At 71.6% G+C, this 18,711-nt stretch carries 19 protein-coding genes and 1 tRNA gene; 16 read left to right on the top strand and 4 right to left on the bottom strand.

Annotated elements, in window-relative coordinates:
• Positions 1-23: 23 nt before the first annotated feature.
• From FHU33_RS16340 to FHU33_RS16320, 5 genes are all read left to right on the top strand, one after another.
• The gene (locus tag FHU33_RS16340) at positions 24-704 is read left to right on the top strand and encodes a hypothetical protein (protein ID WP_142026281.1); all 681 of its coding nucleotides are present in this window, start codon (positions 24-26) and stop codon (positions 702-704) included.
• A 106-nt stretch (positions 705-810) separates the two neighbouring features.
• Positions 811-1,086 (top strand): antibiotic biosynthesis monooxygenase family protein, encoded by a 276-nt coding sequence (locus FHU33_RS16335; protein ID WP_142026280.1) that lies wholly within the window; start codon positions 811-813, stop codon positions 1,084-1,086.
• A gap of 135 nt (positions 1,087-1,221) precedes the next feature.
• Entirely contained in the window at positions 1,222-1,770 is a 549-nt protein-coding gene (locus FHU33_RS16330; RefSeq protein WP_142026279.1) for a hypothetical protein, read from the top strand.
• A gap of 143 nt (positions 1,771-1,913) precedes the next feature.
• Positions 1,914-2,342, top strand: coding sequence for a hypothetical protein (locus tag FHU33_RS16325; protein WP_142026278.1), 429 nt, complete (start codon positions 1,914-1,916; stop codon positions 2,340-2,342).
• A gap of 117 nt (positions 2,343-2,459) precedes the next feature.
• Positions 2,460-3,863, top strand: a complete 1,404-nt coding sequence (locus FHU33_RS16320) for a glycine--tRNA ligase (protein WP_246063719.1) — start codon at positions 2,460-2,462, stop codon at positions 3,861-3,863.
• 99 nt (positions 3,864-3,962) lie between these two features.
• On the opposite strand, the gene FHU33_RS16315 is transcribed toward FHU33_RS16320, so the two are convergent.
• Positions 3,963-5,045, bottom strand: a complete 1,083-nt coding sequence (locus tag FHU33_RS16315) for a type IV toxin-antitoxin system AbiEi family antitoxin domain-containing protein (RefSeq protein ID WP_142026276.1) — start codon at positions 5,043-5,045, stop codon at positions 3,963-3,965.
• A 164-nt stretch (positions 5,046-5,209) separates the two neighbouring features.
• On the opposite strand from FHU33_RS16315, the gene dusB reads away from it, so the two are divergent.
• The 7 genes from dusB (at position 5,210) to FHU33_RS16280 (ending at position 13,405) form a co-directional block, all read left to right on the top strand.
• Complete coding sequence (gene dusB, locus FHU33_RS16310) at positions 5,210-6,352, top strand: tRNA dihydrouridine synthase DusB (protein ID WP_142026275.1); 1,143 nt, start codon at positions 5,210-5,212, stop codon at positions 6,350-6,352.
• Positions 6,353-6,434: 82 nt separating this feature from the next.
• Entirely contained in the window at positions 6,435-6,869 is a 435-nt protein-coding gene (locus tag FHU33_RS16305; protein WP_142026274.1) for a hypothetical protein, read from the top strand.
• A 170-nt stretch (positions 6,870-7,039) separates the two neighbouring features.
• Positions 7,040-9,760, top strand: coding sequence for a pyruvate, phosphate dikinase (ppdK, locus tag FHU33_RS16300; protein ID WP_142026273.1), 2,721 nt, complete (start codon positions 7,040-7,042; stop codon positions 9,758-9,760).
• Positions 9,761-9,827: 67 nt separating this feature from the next.
• Positions 9,828-10,457: a YdcF family protein gene (locus FHU33_RS16295; protein ID WP_142026272.1), complete on the top strand. Its 630-nt coding sequence runs from the start codon at positions 9,828-9,830 to the stop codon at positions 10,455-10,457.
• Between the two features lie 10 nt (positions 10,458-10,467).
• Positions 10,468-10,944, top strand: coding sequence for a hypothetical protein (locus tag FHU33_RS16290; protein ID WP_142026271.1), 477 nt, complete (start codon positions 10,468-10,470; stop codon positions 10,942-10,944).
• A complete protein-coding gene (gene dnaG, locus FHU33_RS16285; RefSeq protein WP_142026270.1) occupies positions 10,944-12,833 on the top strand; it encodes a DNA primase in 1,890 nt (629 codons plus the stop codon). The genes FHU33_RS16290 and dnaG overlap by 1 nt, the downstream gene beginning before the upstream one ends.
• Positions 12,830-13,405 carry a hypothetical protein gene (locus FHU33_RS16280; protein WP_142026269.1) on the top strand — a complete coding sequence of 192 codons (576 nt, stop codon included), beginning with the start codon at positions 12,830-12,832 and terminating at the stop codon, positions 13,403-13,405. Before dnaG ends, FHU33_RS16280 begins: the two co-directional genes overlap by 4 nt.
• Before the next feature lie 13 nt (positions 13,406-13,418).
• On the opposite strand, the gene FHU33_RS16275 is transcribed toward FHU33_RS16280, so the two are convergent.
• Positions 13,419-13,628: a hypothetical protein gene (locus FHU33_RS16275; protein ID WP_142026268.1), complete on the bottom strand. Its 210-nt coding sequence runs from the start codon at positions 13,626-13,628 to the stop codon at positions 13,419-13,421.
• A gap of 139 nt (positions 13,629-13,767) precedes the next feature.
• Between FHU33_RS16275 and FHU33_RS16270 the strand changes: the two genes are divergently transcribed.
• Positions 13,768-13,840: transfer RNA gene (locus tag FHU33_RS16270), tRNA-Asn, on the top strand.
• A 290-nt stretch (positions 13,841-14,130) separates the two neighbouring features.
• Here the strand turns inward: FHU33_RS16270 and FHU33_RS16265 are convergent.
• Positions 14,131-15,276, bottom strand: a complete 1,146-nt coding sequence (locus FHU33_RS16265) for a site-specific integrase (protein ID WP_142026267.1) — start codon at positions 15,274-15,276, stop codon at positions 14,131-14,133.
• Positions 15,277-15,544: 268 nt separating this feature from the next.
• Here FHU33_RS16265 and FHU33_RS16260 point away from each other — a divergent pair, with 268 nt between their 5' ends.
• The 3 genes from FHU33_RS16260 (at position 15,545) to FHU33_RS16250 (ending at position 17,044) form a co-directional block, all read left to right on the top strand.
• Complete coding sequence (locus FHU33_RS16260) at positions 15,545-15,724, top strand: hypothetical protein (protein ID WP_142026266.1); 180 nt, start codon at positions 15,545-15,547, stop codon at positions 15,722-15,724.
• Positions 15,721-16,479, top strand: a complete 759-nt coding sequence (locus FHU33_RS16255) for a hypothetical protein (RefSeq protein WP_142026265.1) — start codon at positions 15,721-15,723, stop codon at positions 16,477-16,479. The genes FHU33_RS16260 and FHU33_RS16255 overlap by 4 nt, the downstream gene beginning before the upstream one ends.
• A gap of 250 nt (positions 16,480-16,729) precedes the next feature.
• Positions 16,730-17,044, top strand: a complete 315-nt coding sequence (locus tag FHU33_RS16250; protein WP_142026264.1) for a hypothetical protein — start codon at positions 16,730-16,732, stop codon at positions 17,042-17,044.
• Here FHU33_RS16250 and FHU33_RS16245 read toward each other — a convergent pair.
• Entirely contained in the window at positions 17,041-18,528 is a 1,488-nt protein-coding gene (locus FHU33_RS16245) for an NF041680 family putative transposase (protein ID WP_142024800.1), read from the bottom strand. The two genes, FHU33_RS16250 and FHU33_RS16245, sit on opposite strands and share 4 nt — an antisense overlap.
• Between the last annotated feature and the right edge of the window lie 183 nt (positions 18,529-18,711).

Here is an 18,711-nt window from a genome sequence, read left to right as displayed (position 1 = left end):
TTCGAGAGAGCTCACCAGAGACCATGACCCCACCGCCCGGACCGTACGGCGCTCCGTACGGCCAGCCCGTCCCCTACGGTCCGCCCACTCCGCAGAACCAGCCCGGCCCCTACGGTCCGCCCCCGCAGCCCCCGAGGACGAACCTGCTCCCGTGGCTCATCATCGGCGGAGCGGTGCTGCTGTCCGGCATCGGGATCGCCCTGGTCCTGCTCTTCACCGGTCGGGACTCGGGCAACGAGAACCCGGCCGCCGCCCAGTCGTCGTCGAGCGCACCTGCGGCGTCGTCGCCGGCCGACGCGAGCGAGGAGCCCGCCAGGGGCGACCTGCCCGGTGGGGCGCAGATGGCCGAGCCCACCGCCGTCGCGGCGAATGCGTTCCCCGGCTCCGACGAGGTGGCGCTGGCCTGGGTCGACGCCCTGGCCGACGGGCAGTGGCAGACCGCCTTCGACCTCTCGTGCACCGAGGTGCAGGACGCCTCGATCAGCGCCGCGGCCGGCGGTGACCCGGCCTACGAGCTGGGGCGCTACTTCTACACGCAGGTGCTCGGCGGTGTGGGCTTCACCGAGGGCACGTTCGACAGCATCCGGTACGACGAGCTCACGGGCGCCGACGTCGGCACCTTCACGCTGGCCATGGAGAACGGCGAGACGTTCACGTTGCTGGTCTACGTGACCGACGACCTGACGGTCTGCGACTTCTTCTGAGCCGGCCAGGTGGGCGCGCACTCCGGCGGCGCGCCCGCCTGTGCCGCGTCCATCCGCGGCGCATGGCAACGTCTGGGGCCGACGGCGACGGACGGGGAGGACCACGGTGTTCGCAGTGACGCGGCTACGGGCCGCAGGCGACGACGGCGAGGCTCTGGCGGCCGCCGTCGAGCCGTTGCTGGCGGCGCTGGCTACACGGCCCGGCTTCCTGCACGGCGAGCTGGGGAGGTCCGCCGACGACCCCTCGCTGTGGGCGCTGGTCACCCGCTGGGACGGTGTCGGCTCCTACCGCCGCGGGCTCTCGGCCGCCGAGGTGAAGATCGCCGGTGCGCCGGTCTGGGCGCACGCCCTCGACGAACCCGGTGTCTACCTCACCGACTGACGTCCCGCGCGGGCGGAGCGCCTGTGGACAACCGCAGCAGCGCGCGTCATCGAGGACGGAGGATCCGGCGGACGGTCGATGAGCCGACCTCCGGGGTGCAGCACTGGGCCCCGTCACCGTGGTGGAGGGGTTTCGATGACGGTGCTGGTGAACGACGACGGTGCGGCGGACTCCGCCGTGATCGACCCGGGGGCTCGACCTCGCGGCCGTGGGAAGCGGCGGCGCGGGCTGTGGGCAGGAGCGCTCATCGCGCTCGTCACCGTCACGGTCGTTCTCCTGCTGAACGATCGGGCTCCGGACGGTCCGGTCGAGCGCAGCGCCGCCTCGCCCGACGACGCGGTCTTCGAGCCGTTCGTGGAGGACAGCGCTTTCCGGGCCCTCGAGTGGGTGTCGGCCATGGCGGAGGGCGGCGGACTGCCCGCGTGGGTGCAGATGTGCGACGCCGCGCACGAGGAGTACGGGAGCGCATTCGACGGTCGGCTACAGGCCGAGTTCGAGGGCTTCCTCGGGGGCCGGTTGGTCTCCGCTGAGGTCGTCGATGCGGTGGTCGTGGACGGGCGGTACTACGTCACGATGTCCGGGACCGTCGAATCCGGTGCGGACGTCGAGGTCATGGTGTCGGTCGTCTCCGAGGAGTGGGGAATGTCCGTGTGCGGATTCGGCCACCCGTCGCAGATTCCGTGAGTGACTGTCGACCGACGCGGACGCCCGCCTGCCGATCGACGATCTCAGGGGTCCGCCAGGAGGCGTGATCCGGCGTCCCGTGGGCAAGGTCGGGCCGGGAACAGGTCGAGGAAGCGGCTCGGCCGACGATCAGGGAGGACCCGATGTCCGAACCGACGCCCGGCGAACAGGGAACGGCGGCGCCACCGACATCGGCGGACCCGACCATGAAGGTCGCCCGGCCTCCGACACCGGGACGCGCGGTCCGGGCCGACGTCGCGGCCGGGAACCTCGCGACGCCCCCCATCCACCCGGACGAGCCGACCGTGACCCACGACGCTCGGAGGCCACCGCACCGCACCCTGGAGTTCGGCTCACCCGCCGCCGTCCACGTGACGGTCGGCCCTCGCCAGAAGCCCAGGCGCAGGCATCGCACCTGGCCGTGGATCGCCGCGGTCGTCCTCGCGCTCCTCGTCCTGGGCGCCGTCCTGCTGGTCATGATGCTGCGCGGAGCGACCATCGACGCCGACACCGACCTCGTCGGGGCCGGCAGCCGTCCCGCGTCCGGCGTCACTGCTTCGCTCGCGGGCTGAACTGCCGCACCGGATCGAGTCCGACCTGGATCCGGTCACCGACCGAGGGGAGCGCCGGGCCGGCAACTACCGTGGGCGAGTCAACCGCCGACCGCCAGCCGGATGGAGCCCCGCCCCGTGAGCGAGAGCACCGCCAAGCACGACCCCGCCCGCCTCGACAAGGTGGTGAACCTCTGCAAGCGACGGGGATTCGTCTTCCCCGCGGGGGAGATCTACGGCGGTACGCGCTCCGCCTGGGACTACGGCCCGCTGGGCGTCGAGCTCAAGGACAACATCAAGAAGCAGTGGTGGCGCACCGTCGTCCAGAGCCGGGACGACATCGTCGGCCTGGACTCGTCGGTGATCCTGCCGCGCCAGACCTGGGTGGCCTCGGGTCACGTCGGGGTGTTCACCGACCCGCTGACGGAGTGCCAGAGCTGCCACAAGCGCTTCCGTGCCGACCACCTCGAAGAGGCCTACGAGGCGAAGAAGGGCCGGCTGCCCGAGAACGGCCTGGCCGACATCTCGTGCCCGAACTGCGGCACGAAGGGCGCGTGGACCGAGCCGCGCGACTTCAACATGATGCTCAAGACCTACCTCGGCCCGGTCGAGGACGAGTCCGGCCTGCATTACCTGCGCCCGGAGACGGCCCAGGGCATCTTCGTGAACTTCGCCAACGTGATGGGCGCGGCGCGGAAGAAGCCGCCGTTCGGCATCGGACAGATCGGCAAGTCCTTCCGCAACGAGATCACGCCCGGCAACTTCATCTTCCGCACGCGGGAGTTCGAGCAGATGGAGATGGAGTTCTTCGTCGAGCCCGGCACCGACGAGGAATGGCACCAGTACTGGATCGACCAGCGCACGAGCTGGTACACCGGCCTCGGCATCGACCGGGACAACCTGCGGCACTTCGAGCACCCGAAGGAGAAGCTCTCCCACTACTCGAAGCGCACCGTCGACATCGAGTACCGGTTCGGCTTCCAGGGCTCGGAGTGGGGCGAACTCGAGGGCATCGCCAACCGCACCGACTTCGACCTGTCCACGCACAGCGAGCACTCCGGCGTCGACCTGTCCTACTTCGACCAGGCGAGCAACACCCGCTGGACCCCGTACGTCATCGAGCCGGCGGCCGGGCTGACCCGTTCCCTCATGGCCTTCCTCATCGAGGCCTACACCGAGGACGAGGCGCCCAACGCCAAGGGCGGCGTCGATACCCGGACCGTGCTCACGCTCGATCCGCGGCTGGCGCCGGTGAAGGCCGCCGTCCTGCCGCTGTCGCGCAACGCCGACCTCTCGCCGAAGGCCAAGGACCTGGCGGCGACCCTGCGGCGGAACTGGAACGTCGACTTCGACGACGCCGGGGCGATCGGCCGCCGGTACCGCCGGCAGGACGAGGTCGGGACGCCGTTCTGCATCACGGTCGACTTCGACACCCTCGACGACCAGGCCGTGACCATCCGCGAGCGGGACACGATGAGCCAGGATCGAGTCGGCCTGGACGCCGTCGAGGCCTACCTGGCGGCCCGTCTCCCCGGCTGCTGATCCTCGCCGCCGCCACCTGCGTTCGCGCTCGTGCGGCTCAACCCGGCCCGGGGGGCGTTCGACCGTGCGACGACCCGGCTCCACGCCGGCCCGTGCGGCTCAACCCGGGCGACGGGTGCCCACACCGTCATCCGCCCGGGACAGCCACCCATCGTCCCCGGCGTCGGTGCCGCGCCACCGTCCGGCCTCCCGTGGCACCTCGCTGAACTCGCGCTCGCGAGGTCCGTCGACGGCCAGCTGCCGGCGCACGAGGGTCTCGAGCCGGGTGCGGCGAGCCGCGGGCATATCCTCGGCGGCGAGGCGGACGAAGCGCACGCCGAGCGAGCGGAGCAGGTCCTCGGAGCGCTTCTCCTGCCAGAGTTCCTCCTCCGGCGTGCGCCCGTACCTCGGACGCAGGTACTTGACCCGCCCGTCGAACTCCACCGCCAGCGCGGCCTCGGGGTACCAGCCGTCGACGACCTTCAGCAGCCGGCCCTCCGCCCACAACTCGACCTGCGGCACGAACGGTGGCAGTCCGAGCGCAGCGAAGGTCAACCGACCGCAGGTCTCCAGCCACGACTCGGCCCGGCCGTCGGCGAGAGCGGCCGCCCGAACCGCCCGCGGGATGCCCGGCACGTTCGCCTGGCGGTCGAGCACCCGGCGCAGGTCCTCCTCGGTGGTCAGCCGGCGCAGCAGCGCGGCGTCGATGGCGGCGACGGCGTGGATCTCGGGCCAGGTGCGGGCCACATCGACCAGGGTGCGGTCAGCGGTCGTCACCCGGTAGGCGCCCCGCTGCGTCACTTCGGCGTCGGGCAGTTCGGCGCGGGTCATGAGCCAGCCGCGACCACGGCGCCACCGATGCGGGTCGGTGAGCTGCACGATCGACTGGCTCGTCCGCGGACGGGGGAGTCCCCACACCCACGCCGCAGTCACGCCGCTCAGCACCGCGGACGGGCGACCGAGGCTGGTGGTGACGGCGAGCGCTTCCAGGCCAGGACGGCGCCCGCTCCGCTCCACCTCGGCCAGGTCGGCCGCGCTGACGAACACCCCGGTCCGGAGTCGCACCCATGTTCCGGCACGCGTTGCCGTCCGGACCTCCTCCTTGCTGACGCCACGCTCGGCCAGATCAGCCGTGGTGAAGATGCCGAGCCTGCGGCGGGCTGGTTCGGCGACGGCCAGCGGGACGGCGGGATGGGTGCGCACCGGCCCGACGGTGGGCCACGACGGCCGCGGCGAGCCGCCGGCGAACGAATCTGTGGACGAAGTAGTACCTGGGGACGGCGCGGCTCGAGCCGCGCCGGTCGGGGTTGAGCCGCGATGCAGCCCGGCTGAACGTCCGCCCGAGCGGCTCCACCTACCCTGGTGGGGTGACCGCCTCGCCGTTGCCTGCCTTGAAGCTGGGTGCGCTGGCGGTCGACCCCGCGGTGGTGCTCGCGCCGATGGCCGGGATCACCAACCCGGCCTTCCGCACGCTGTGCCGGGAGTTCGGGGCCGGTCTCTACGTCTGCGAGATGATCACGACGCGGGCGCTGGTCGAGCGCAGCGCGAAGACCCTCCAGATGGTGCGGGCCACCGCCGACGAGAAGGACGCGTTCTCGGTCCAGCTCTACGGCGTCGACCCGGCCACGGTCGGACGCGCGGTGGAGATGCTGGTCGACGAGGGCGTCGCCGGCACCCGGCCCGCGCACATCGACCTCAACTTCGGGTGCCCCGTGCCCAAGGTGACCCGCAAGGGCGGCGGATCGGCGCTGCCGTGGCGGCGGGTGCTCTTCCGCGACATCGTGCGGTCCGCCGTCCGGGCGGCGAAGGACGTGCCGGTCACCGTCAAGACCCGCATCGGCATCGACGCCGACCACGTCACCTACATCGACGCCGGCCGGACGGCGCAGGACGAGGGCGCCGCCGCCATCACGCTGCACGGGCGCACCGCCGACCAGCTCTACAGCGGCACCGCCGACTGGTCGCCCATCGCGCGGCTGGTCGAGGCCGTCGACATCCCGGTGCTGGGCAACGGCGACATCTGGGAGGCCGACGACGCGTTGCGGATGGTGGCCGAGACCGGCTGCGCCGGCGTGGTCATCGGCCGCGGTTGCCTGGGCCGGCCCTGGCTGTTCGGCGACCTCGCGGCCGCCTTCGCCGGCGCGCCCCGGCGCGCGCTGCCGACCATGGCCGAGGTGGCCGCGATCATGCACCGGCACGCCACCCTCCTGTCGGAGGAGCAGGGCGAGGTGCACGGCTGCACCGACTTCCGCAAGCACGTCGCCTGGTACCTCAAGGGCTTCTCGGTGGGCTCCGACGTCCGCCGGGCGCTGGCCATGGTGAGCGGTCTCGACGAGATCGCCGAGCTGCTCGCGAGGATCCCCGACCAGCCCTACCCGGTCGCCGTCCTCGGCGCCCCGCGCGGGCGCACCAGCCCGCCGCGGGCGGTCGCCCTGCCCGAGGGCTGGCTGGCCGACCGCGACGACCCCCGGCCGCCGGCCGGAGCCGAGCTGGAGGTCAGCGGCGGATGACCGCCTTCGCGAAAACGACGGTCGAGGGAGCATCGCAGGGAGCGCCAGCGACCGAGGAGCGGATCGAGACCGGAGTCGAGCCATGAGTGGCCCGTTCCTGTACGACGACGGTCCGGCTCCGCTGCACACCGGGACGCCGCGGCGCGCCAACGGCCCGCTGCTCTGGATCTTCGGCGGCACCGTGGCCTTCGCCGTCCTCATGGTGGTGCTGACGCTCGTCCTGAGGGGCTCCGGCGCCGATCAGGCGCGGGAGGTTGCCGGGGTCTTCGTCGTCGCCCTCTCGCAGGACGACACCGAGACCGCCTACGACCTGCTGTGCCAGGCCGAGCGCGTCCGGTTGGACCCCGAGGAGCTCGCCGGCGCCTACCTCGGTGAGGGCGCCGGCCGGCTCGGCACCCCCGCAGAGGACGGCGACGCGCGGCTCGTGCCGGTGGAGTGGGCGGACGGCGAAACGAGCGAGCTGACGGTCATCGGCGAGGACGGGCTGAAGATCTGCGGGGTCACCCCGGCCGGGTGAGCCCCGGTTCGCGCCGTCGCTGCGCCTGGGCCAAGATCGATCTACTCGCCGGTAAGGCCTGGCCCCGGTGGTCGGCCGTCACCGGCCGGGACGGGGCAGACCGGGGGCTTCCGGTGCGGCACCATCTCGGTCATGCGAGAGGTCGGCTCTCGAGCGCGGAGGTGTCAACGGTGACCAGCGGTACGGATCAGTCGACGCGGACGAAGTGGGTCTACGACTTCAGCGAGGGCAACAAGGACCAGAAGTACCTGCTGGGCGGCAAGGGCGCCAACCTGGCCGAGATGACGAACCTGGGCCTGCCCGTACCGCCCGGCTTCACGATCACCACGGACGCCTGCCGCTACTACCTGGAGAACGGCGGCACCCCGCCCGACCTCGACGAGCAGGTCACCGAGTACCTGGATGCCCTGCAGAAGGCCATGGGCAAGACGCTCGGCGACCCCGCCGACCCGCTCCTGGTGTCGGTGCGCTCCGGCGCCGCGGCCTCCATGCCCGGGATGATGGAGACCGTCCTCAACGTCGGCCTCAACGACGAGTCGGTGCACGGCCTGGCGCAGCAGTCGGGCAGCGAGCGCTTCGCCTGGGACTCCTACCGCCGGCTCATCCAGATGTTCGGCAAGACCGTCCTCGGCATCGACGGCGAACTGTTCGACGACGCCCTCGACGAGGCCAAGGCCGAGCAGGGCACCGATCTGGACCTCGACCTCGACGCCGAGCACCTGAAGGACGTCGTCGACCGGTTCAAGACCATCGTCCGGGAGCACACCGGCACCGATTTCCCGCAGGACCCGCGCGAGCAGATGGACATGGCGATCAACGCCGTCTTCGACTCGTGGAACGCCGACCGGGCGATCATCTACCGCCGCCGCGAGCGCATCCCCAGTGACGCCGGCACCGCCGTCAACGTCTGCTCGATGGTGTTCGGGAACCTGGGGGCCGACTCGGGCACCGGGGTGGCCTTCACCCGTGACCCGGGCAGCGGCGCGCAGGGCGTCTACGGCGACTACCTGCAGAACGCCCAGGGCGAGGACGTCGTCGCCGGCATCCGGAACACGGTTCCCCTGACGGACCTGCAGGACATCGACTCCGACGCCTACGACGAGCTGATGACGACGATGTCGCGCCTGGAGTCGCACTACCGCGACCTGTGCGACATCGAGTTCACGATCGAGCGCAACAAGCTCTGGATGCTGCAGACCCGCGTCGGCAAGCGCACCGCCGCGGCTGCCTTCGTCATCGCCACCCAGCTGGTCGACGAGGGCCTCATCGACATGGACGAGGCGGTCCGCCGCGTCACCGGCGACCAGCTGGCCCAGCTGATGTTCCCGCGCTTCGTCTCGGGTGGGGACGCCACGCAGCTCACCCAGGGCATGAACGCCTCACCGGGCGCCGCCGTCGGCAAGGCGGTCTTCTCGTCGGAGGAGGCCGCGAAGTGGGCCGACCGCGGAGAGAAGGTCGTCCTGGTGCGCCGGGAGACCAACCCCGACGACCTCTCCGGGATGATCGCCGCCCAGGGCGTGCTGACCAGCCGGGGCGGCAAGACCTCGCACGCGGCCGTCGTCGCCCGGGGGATGGGCAAGACCTGCGTCTGCGGTGCCGAGGAGCTGCAGGTCGACACGAAGGCCCGGAAGTTCACCGCCCCCGACGGCACCGAGGTCAACGAGGGTGACGTGATCTCCATCGACGGGTCGACCGGCCGGGTCTGGCTGGGCGAGGTGCCGGTGGAGCCGTCGTCGGTGGTCCGCTACTTCGAGGGCGAGATCGACCCGGAGTCCGACGACGCCGACGACCTGGTGCGCAGCGTCCACCGGCTCCTCACCCACGCCGACGAGGTGCGGCGGCTCGACGTCCGCACCAACGCCGACACCCCCGAGGACTCCGCCCGTGCCCGGCGCTTCGGTGCTCGCGGCATCGGGCTGTGCCGGACCGAGCACATGTTCCTCGGCGATCGCCGGCAGCTGGTGGAAAAGCTGATCCTGGCCGACGGCGACGACGAGCGGCAGGCCGCGCTCGACGCACTGGAGCCGCTGCAGAAGCAGGACTTCCTGGAGATCTTCGAGGCGATGGACGGGCTGCCAGTGACCGTCCGGCTGCTCGACCCGCCGCTGCACGAGTTCCTGCCCGACCTCACCGAGCTGTCGGTCCGCGTCGCGCTGGCCGAAGAGCGGGGCGAGCCCGACGAGGGCAGCCTGCGCCTGCTGGCCGCCGTGCGGGGGATGCACGAGTCCAACCCGATGCTGGGCCTGCGCGGGGTGCGGCTCGGCCTCGTCGTCCCGGGGCTGTTCGCCATGCAGGTCCGGGCGATCGCCGAGGCGGCCTGTGAGCGCAAGCGGGCCGGCGGCGACCCGCGGCCGGAGATCATGATCCCGCTCGTCGGCGCCGTGCAGGAACTCGAGGCCATCCGCGAGGAGTCCGAACGGGTTCTCGCACAGGTCTGCGAGGAGTGCGGCATCGACGTCACGCCGCTGATCGGCACGATGATCGAGGTGCCGCGGGCCGCGCTCACGGCCGGGGAGATCGCCGAGTACGCCGAGTTCTTCTCCTTCGGCACCAACGACCTCACCCAGATGACGTGGGGCTTCTCCCGGGACGACGTCGAGGCCGCGTTCTTCCACCAGTACCTGGACAAGGGGATCTTCGGCATCTCCCCGTTCGAGTCCCTGGACCGCGACGGCGTCGGCCGGCTCGTGCAGATCGGCGCCGAGGCCGGCCGAGCCGCGCGCCCCGACCTGAAGCTCGGCATCTGCGGTGAGCACGGCGGCGACCCGGACTCGGTGCACTTCTTCCACGAGGTCGGGCTCGACTACGTCTCCTGCTCCCCGTTCCGCGTGCCGGTCGCCCGGCTCGAGGCCGGCCGCGCCGCCCTGGAGGGCGACCGCGCAGGCGCCTGAGGAGGGTTGCGGACACCGCTGTCCCCAGGCGTCCCGGACCGTCAGCCCGTCGTGGTACCCATGACTCGTGGGGGTGCGCATCGGGAACCTGTTGAACCGGGTGGCTGGAGCCGCCGTTCTCGCCCTCGTGCTGCTGATCACCTCGACGGGGCTGGCCATCTGGTGGAACGCCCGGCAGGACTCGCGCCCCGTCTCCGACGCGATCGTGGTGCTCGGTTCGGCCCAGTACAACGGCGTCCCGTCGTCGATCTTCGAGGCGCGCCTGGAGCACGCGATCGCCCTCTACGAGCAGGGTGTGGCACCGGTGATCGTCACCGTCGGCGGCCGGGCCGCCGGCGACCAGTTCACCGAGGCGGTGGCCGGCCGGGAGTACCTGGCGCAGGCCGGGATCCCGGAGGAGGCCCTGCTCGCCGTGGAGGAGGGCGTCGACACCCTGCAGAGCATGCGCGTGGTCGCGGCGGCCCTCGCCGAGCGCGGCTGGAACACCGCCGTCGTCGTCACCGACCCGTGGCACGCGATGCGGGCCGAGCGGATGGCCGAGGACTCCGGCATCGAGGCGGAGAGCTCGCCGACCCGGCAGGGCCCGGCCGTGCAGACCCGCGCCACCCAGTTCCGCTACATCCTGCGGGAGACTGCTGCCTATCTGCTCTACCGCGCGACCGGCGAGAGCGTCGCCGGGGCACCCGGGATCGGCTGAGGAGGGCACGGTGCTCGAACTGGGCAAGGCCGGCACCGCCGGCACCGGGAAGGGTGTGCTCCCCGTGCTGTGCGACGGCTCCGTCGTCGCCACGGTGCAGAGCGCGCGGTGGAGGGAAGCGGCGACGGTGACGGTGGGCGGGCGCGTCTGGGAGTACGCCAGGCACAGGCGCGAGCTCGTCGCGCGCCGGTCGGGCGACCCCGAGGGCGCGGCACGGCTGCGGGCACGGCAGACGTCGGCCTGGAAGGGCACCTGGGCCATCGAGCTGGAGGGGACGACGATCGACGTGCGCCCCGCCTCCCGATGGAAGGCCACGCACCGATTCCTGATGCACGGCAGGCCGGTGGCCGAGAGCGGCACCACCCCGGGGTGGACCCCGCGGGCCACGGTCACGATGGACGGGTCGCTGCCGGTCGACCAGCAGGTCTTCCTGCTGTGGTGGGAGCACGTGGTCCGCCGGCGGGCCGCAGCGGCGGCGGCTGCCTGATGGCCGGCCGGGGACGCATCCGGGCCGCGGACATCGCACTGGTCCGCGAACGCTCGAAGATCGACGAGATCGTCGGTGAGCACCTGCAGCTCAAGCGCGCGGGCGGCGGCAGCCTGAAGGGTCTGTGCCCGTTCCACGACGAGAAGTCGCCGTCGTTCCAGGTGACTCCAACGCGAAATCTCTACCATTGTTTCGGCTGCGGAGTAGGCGGCGACGTCATCTCTTTCGTGCAGAACATCGACCATTTGTCGTTTTCCGAGGCCGTCGAGCTATTAGCCGGGCGGGCGAACGTCGAGCTGCACTACGAGGACGACAGCGGCCGGGCCACCGGCGCTCCCGACCGTGCCAACGTCGGCCAGCGGGCCCGCCTTGTCGCGGCCAACACCGCCGCCGCGGCATTCTTCGCCGAGCAGCTGGGGACGCCGGAGGCGGCCCCCGCCCGGCAGTTCCTCGCCGAGCGCGGGTTCGACCGGCAGGTGGCGCTCGACTTCGGCTGCGGCTTCGCACCCGGCGGCTGGGACGCGCTTACCCGGCACCTGCGCGCCAAGGGGTTCGCCCAGGCCGAGCTGGTCACCGGCGGGCTGGCCAAGGAGTCCTCCCGCGGCACGCTCATCGACCGCTTCCACCGGCGGCTGGTCTGGCCGATCCGCGACATCACCGGCGACGTCATCGGCTTCGGCGCCCGCAAGCTGATGGACGACGACCCGGGGCCGAAGTACCTCAACACTCCCGAGACGCCGCTGTACAAGAAGAGCACCGTGCTCTACGGCATCGAGCGGGCCAAGCGGGACATCGCCAAGCGGCACCAGGCCGTCGTCGTCGAGGGCTACACCGACGTGATGGCCTGCCACCTGGCCGGGGTGACGACGGCGGTCGCCTCCTGCGGCACGGCGTTCGGCGGCGAGCACATCAGCGTGCTGCGGCGCCTGCTGATGGACCAGGACGAGTTCCGCGGCGAGGTCGTCTACACCTTCGACGGGGACGCGGCGGGCCAGGCGGCGGCCATGAAGACCTTCGCCGAGGACCAGCGGTTCGTGGGGCAGACGTTCGTCGCGGTCGAGCCGAACGGGCACGACCCGTGCGAGCTGCGTCAGGAACACGGCGACGCCGCCGTCCGCGACCTCGTCGCCCGGCGCAGCCCGCTGATCGAGTTCGTGCTGAAGACGACGCTGGCCGGCTACGACCTCGACACCGTCGAGGGCCGCGTCGCCGCGCTGGAGAAGACCGCGCCGCTGCTGGCCCAGATCAAGGACCACGCCCTGCGTCCCGCCTACGCCCGGCGGCTGGCGGGGCTGCTCGGCCTGCCCGACGAGTCCGACGTCATGGAGCGGCTGCGGCGGCTCACCGGGGAGGGGGGTGACGCCGGCCGCGGCCGGCCCCGCGCGCGGATGCCGCAGAAGAGCCCGGACGACGTCGCCGTCGAGATCGAACGGGAGGCGGTGAAGGCGGCCCTCCAGGTCCCGGAGATCGCCGGGCCGTCGTTCGACGCCGTCCCCCCCGACGCCTACACCGACCCCGACTACGCGGCGGTGGCCGCCGCCGTCGCGGCCGCCGGAGGCGCGGCGGGCACGACGGTCACCGGCGCGGCCTGGCTGGAGCAGCTCACCGCCCACTGCTCCCGGGAGTCCGCCCGCGCGCAGCTGACGGCGCTGGCCGTCGAGCCCATGCGGACGGTGGGGGAGGGCGACGCCCACTACGTGAACGCCCTGATGGCCCGGCTCCAGGAGATCTACACCGTCCGCCAGATCGCGGCGGTGAAGGGGAAACTGCAGCGGATGAACCCGGTCGAGTCCTCCGACGCGTACATGAAGGCGTTCAAGCAGCTGATGGACCTCGAACAGCTGGCGATCTCGCTGCGCAAGCGGGCGACGGGCGGGCTGACCCCGTGACCCTGCTGGACAAGGTGAAGCGCCGGTTCGCCCGGCCGCCGGAGCCCGTCCGGGTCGCCGTCCTGGCCTCGACCGACCCCGACGAGCGGGTGCTGGCCTGGGGAACGCTGACGGGCGAGGGCGGGTGGCTGGTCGCCACATCTCGCGGCCTGAGCGTGGTGCCACCTGTGGTGACCTCGGTCGAGGACTCCGCGGTGCTGCGCTGGCACGAGGTCGCGGAGGCCCGCTGGTCGGCTACCAGCGACGGCGGCGGCAGCTTCACCGTCACCGCGCTGGTCGAGGTGGAACCCGGCGTCCAGGCCCGTCAGCCGCAGCGGCGGTACGTGCTCGCCGACGCCGGCGACCTTCCGGCCACCGTCCGCCGGCGGGTGGACCAGACCGTCGTGGCCAGTCAGCGGTCACCGCTGCCCGGTGGCGGAGGAGTGCTGCTGGTCGCCCGCCGGATCCCCGGTCAGGCGGTGCGGGAGTGGACCGTCGTCTTCGACGACGACGAGCGCCGCAGCGACCCGGTCGCCCGCGAGGCCGCGCGGAAGAAGCTGGCCGAGCTGGTCGCGGCGGACCAGCCCGACTGACCCGTCGCTCGACTCAGCGGGGCGGCTCGCTGCCCATGCGGGCGCGCAGCGAGGAGAGCGCGTCGTCGGCCTTGGCCTGCGCGACGCCGGCGATGCTCTGCAGGCGCGGGTCGTCCTTGGCGTGCTCCCAGCCGCGGCGGATCTGCTCGTACCGCTCACGCCCGGCCTTCGAGCCCAGGACGTAGCCGGCGCCGAATCCGGCGAGGAAGGACAGCTTGGCCACGAGAACCTCCGCAGACGGTCGGGCGAGATCGGTGATCACGCTACCTGTGTTGTGCGCAACGCGAGAAGCGGGCGAGGCGGTCCCGGAGGGCCATCGGGCGTGGGGTAGTCTCGTCGGGCCAGCGGGTCGCACCCGCTCGTCCCCCGTAGCTCAATTGGCAGAGCATGCGACTGTTAATCGCAGGGTTACTGGTTCAAGTCCAGTCGGGGGAGCAAAAGCCCAATTCAGGTGGCAAGTCTGGTCAACCGTGCGGATAAAATGTCCAATGAACGACCAAGATACGTTTGCCACGACCTGCCGGCGGGTTCCTGTCGGTCCTTGATCAGGACCCCCGGGACGGTGTCGGGGCGCGCTTGCAGACGGGGACCGTTTCTCTGGCACGCCGGACCGCTACGGTCCCCCGGGACGAAGGCACGTGTTCTCACCACGAGCAGGGTGAGGTGGCGCGAAATGCCTGACCGGTTGTCGGAAGGCGCTCGGGTGAGCCCCGGGGGGCGGGCTGCTACCGAGACCGCTGGAGCGCTGCGGCGGCCTCGGGGCTGGCGTGACCGCGCCCGAGGTAGACGTCCTGGGTAAGGCTGGGTCGGCTGTGCCCGAGGTGGTCGGCGATCTGCCGAGCGGACAGGCCGGCGTCGTCCAGTCGGGTCGCGACCGTCTTGCGGAACACGTGCGAGGTGACCCACGGGAACTCGGCGCGGTCGAGAGCCGAGCGCAGGTCGCCGCTGGTGTTGCTCGAATCGCGCAGTCGGCCCTGCGGGCTGGGAAAGACGACCAAAGCGTCCGCGTCGGGTCTCGGGTGGACGGCGATTCGGCGGCGGAGCAGGTCGACAACGGCTGACGGGAGCACGAGGGTGCGGCGGCCCGCGGTGGACTTGGGGGAGTCCTGGATAACCAGTCCCAGCCCGCGGATACGGATGACGGTGGCATCGACCGTGAGGGTGGCCGCTTCGAAGTCGATCGCGGAGGGCTGAATAGCGCAGGCCTCGCCTATGCGCACGCCGGTGCCGAGCATGAAGTCGACCAGGTCCGGCAGGTCCCGGCGCACCGCGTCGGGGTCGGCGGCCAGTCGGGCCCGCAGTTGGCGGGTCTCCTCGACGGTCAGCGCCCGGGGGCCGCGGGACGTGCGGGACCCGCGCCGGATTGCGGCTTCCCGGACCGGGTTGGCGGGCAGCAGCCCGTGGCGCACGGCCAGGCCGAGGATGCCGGACAGGACGCTGCGGGTGGACTTGGCCGCCGCGGGCCCGTGGAGGCTGCTCACCGTGGCGAGTAGCCGGTTGACGGCGGGGACGGTGACCTCGCGCAGTCGCAGCTCGCCCAGGCCGGGCAGGATGTAGGACTCGACGGTGAACCGGTACAGCCGTTTGGTGCCCCAGGCCAGGTCGCTGTCGTCCACCTCGGCGAGCCAGAGGGCCGCCACCTCGCTGAGCCGGCTGGTAGCGCTGGCGACCGGATCGTCCCCGGTGCCGCGGTCACGCAGCGCCTCGCGGAGCCGCCGCTCGGCGTGTGCGCGGCTGGATCCGTAGCGGGTGACCAGGCGACGGTGGCCGTCGTAGTCCCGGAAGCTCGCGCGTGCCCGAACCCGGTCCTTGCCGAGCACCAGGAAATCGATCTTGCCGAAGGTGCCGACTGGCAGAGGCGGCCTTCCCATACGACTCCTTCGGCTCCGGCGCGCGGGCGGGACCGCCCATCCGATCGCAACCTGGGCGTTCCCGCCGCAGTATGCGATCTGCTGTCCCGCCCGGCCCAAGCCTGGGGACAACGATGGGGCCTGTGGACACGCACCGACCCGGTCCCGCGTCGACTGGCCCAATCGAGGGTTGGAGGCCTCCGTTCCGATTGAGGTCGAAACTGTCGGTGCCGATGGGCATAGTGGCGGTGTCCGCAAGGGATAGCCAGGAACTAGGAAGGGAGGCGGCGTGCCAGTGGTTGAGACGCTGTCCGTCGAAGAGGCGAGGCGTCGCCGCGACGAGGTCCTCGGCTCGGTGGGTGGGGACGAGTGCGACCTCCGCGAACGCGCCGCCCGATACATGCTCAACGCCGAGGAGCTCGCCGCCCTGACCGAGCTGGACGAACTCGACTTCCTCCTGTCGGAGTGACCACCGGCGATGCCCTCGTAGTCGAAGCGCAGCGCTTCGCCACTGACCTGACCGCCACAGTCCGGGCAGTGGTCGGTGACCACGTCGAGGCGTTTCGTGCGCGGGCGCTGCACCATCCCGGCCTCGACCACGTCAGCGTCCACCAGGAACCCCGCACCGGGATCCCGTTGACCGTCGATGGAGCTCCGCTGCTGAACCTCACGGCCGAGTACTACTGCGTCTGGGACAGCCCGGGCCAGTTCCTGGCTGTCGACGAGTCCGCCGTCAAGGTCTATGCCGGTGCGAAGGCCGCTGGCGAGCCGCTATTTCGGTACGAGTACACCCGTGGGACGACAGGCGATGTTCCCCGAGCGCATGTGCAGATCCACGGGCACCGGGACGCTCTGGCTTTCGTGATGACACGAGCCGGTAGTGGATCACCTCGAGGTCAGCAACTGGCCGGACGGGTCGCCCAAGGCACCGCGGTACCTCGGATGTCGGACCTGCACTTCCCGGTAGGCGGAACCCGGTTCCGTCCCTGCTTGGAAGACGTCCTCGACATGCTGGTCCGGGAGCTCGGCGTGGATCATGCGCATGCATGGCGAGACGCGCTCGCGGATGGGCGCGAGCGGTGGCGCCGCATGCAGACCGCAGCTGTTGTGCGAGACGCGCCCGTCGAAGCCATCGCAGCCCTGACAGCGCTGGGTTACGACATCCAGCTGCGCGACGGCACGGTCGCCCCCCAAGGCAACCGCGACCGCCTCCGTGAGCTGTAGCGGGCAAGCGCCACACCGTCGACCAGGCGGACTCGGATCATTGGTTGCTGACTCGTCGCGTTGCCCGTCCCGCGCTGACCGAACCGGGCCAGCGAGCAGGAGGTGTGTCAAGTCGAAGGGGTGGGGTGACGCCGGCTCCGAGTTCCGGTCTGCTGCGAGGGGTGACGCTCGGTCTGAGCCGTGTCATGAGGGCGTGTGACGATCCGGCGGTCGGTCAGCTGAGCGAGCGGAGGTAGGGGTGGTCAGAACGGTGAGTCGGCAGGCGGCGGCGCTGACGAAGGCGCGGGAGCGACGACGGGCGCTGGACGCCGCTCGCGATGAGCACGACCGCCGGGTCGAGGAGGCGACGGCCGAGGCGCTCGTGGCGCTGGAGGCGCGACGTGAGGCCGAGCAGGGGCTGCAGGCGGCGACGGCGACCCTCGCTGAGACGCTGCGCGCACTCTCGGCCGAGGATGTCTCGGCCGAGCGGGTGGCCGCGCTGCTGGAGATGGACACCGCCGAGGTACGGCGGCTGACGAAGGCGACCAAACGGCCAGCGGCCACTCCGCCTAAGCTTGTCGTTTAACCCCTGATCTGGTGGTCGCCCGGGCTGGTGGTGTCCCGTCTGACGGTCTTGCCGACGTCATGACGGGTGGCTTGGCGCCGGTTTTTCACTCCGGGAGGGCGTCCCGGTCCCGGGCGGGAGGGTTTCGGCGCGCTGGCCGGGTGGCCGGTCTTCGCGCGCAGGTGGCGAAACCCCCGGCGCACCCGCGCCGGGGTCAGCCGCTCGGGAGGTAGCGGCTTCTCCCAGGGCCGCCGGAGATCGACGGCGAGGTGGCGGGCCAGGCGCAGCTGGGTGTGGGCGGCGATGACCAGCCAGGTCCAGCGGTCGCCGGCCTCCGGTGAGCGGATCTTCGGGGCGGTCCAGCCCAGGGTCTGCTTGAACAGGCGGAAGGTGTGCTCCAGGTCGAAGCGGCGCAGGTAGGCCTGCCAGCAGCGGGCCACCTCCTCGACCAGGTCGTCGATGTCGACATCGTCGGGGCCGGTCACCGATGACCACAGCCAGACCGGCTTGGCCTCGCGCTGTCCGGGCAGGTGCTCGACCTGCAGCCGAATCACGGTGCCTTCCACGATCGGCAGCGGGCCGTCGTGGTCGGCCCAGGGGCCGCGGTGAGCCAGCCGCGGATGCATGCGATCCCAGGAGCACACCTGCGCCGTTCCGTAGCGCGCGGTGGGTGAGCTGGCCTGCGTGGTCGGTACCGGCCAGGTGGCCTCATCGGCCAGGGCCATCACGGCGCCGTGCTTGCGGGGGCGTCCGCCGCGGGAGTCATGGCCCCGCGGCGGCGTGGCGGCCAGCATCACCCGGTCGGCGCGGATCCGCCCGACCAGGTGCACGGGCAGGTCGGCGAGCACGAACGCCAGCCGGGCCACGTCGTACCCGGAGTCCATCACCACCATGATCGCCGGGTCACCGGGGCGCCAGTGCCCGGCGCCGGTCAGCCGACCCACGACCGCGCGCAGCTGGGCGGCGGTGACCGCGGTCGCGTCATCTGCCGGGCCCAGCCGCACCGCATCCAAGATCGCCGTCCAGCTGGTGGGCCCGCTCTCCAGGGCGGCCACGACCTGATAGGGCCAGCCCGGAATCCGCTGATCGGCGTTCCGCCCGCGCCCGTAGACATGGCAGAACAGCCGGTCGGGACAGGTCGCGGCGTCCGGGCGCAGCCACGGGGAGACGTCGACGGCCAGCACGATCCGCCCACCGAACATCCGCGGCAGCGGCAACGCGGCCAGCGCGACGCGCAGCCGGTCGGCGTCGACTCGTCCGCTGTTGAGCGCGTCGTACAGCGCGCCGTGACCACGGCGATGCTCCGGAGCAAGGCACAGCCCCACCAGGGATTTCACCGGTCCCTCGGCGCACAGCAGTGCGTCGGTGAGCTCGAACAGCTCATCGCCACGCCGGCCCAGGCACTGGTACACCTCGCCGCGGAACTCCCGCAGCCGCGTCAACCCTGCCGCGGCTGAGCTCTGGTCAACCGCACCGGCTGGGTCCAGACTGTCCATCGCGGCCACCGCCGTTTCCTTCGAAGCGTCGCAACTTCAAAGGATCACGCGGTGGCCGCCCTCACGACCAGACCCTGAACCACATCCGTGTAACTCACCGGCATCAGGGGTTAAACGACAAGCTAAGAACATGCGAGCAAAGATCAGTGAAGCGGAAAGAATGATCGACGGTCGTCTCGACGTCTGAGCCTT

Source organism: Blastococcus colisei (assembly GCF_006717095.1).
Taxonomy (GTDB): Bacteria; Actinomycetota; Actinomycetes; order Mycobacteriales; family Geodermatophilaceae; genus Blastococcus_B; species Blastococcus_B colisei.
The sequence above is the reverse complement of the archived record's forward strand: the minus strand, read 5'-3'. Positions and strand labels throughout refer to the sequence as shown.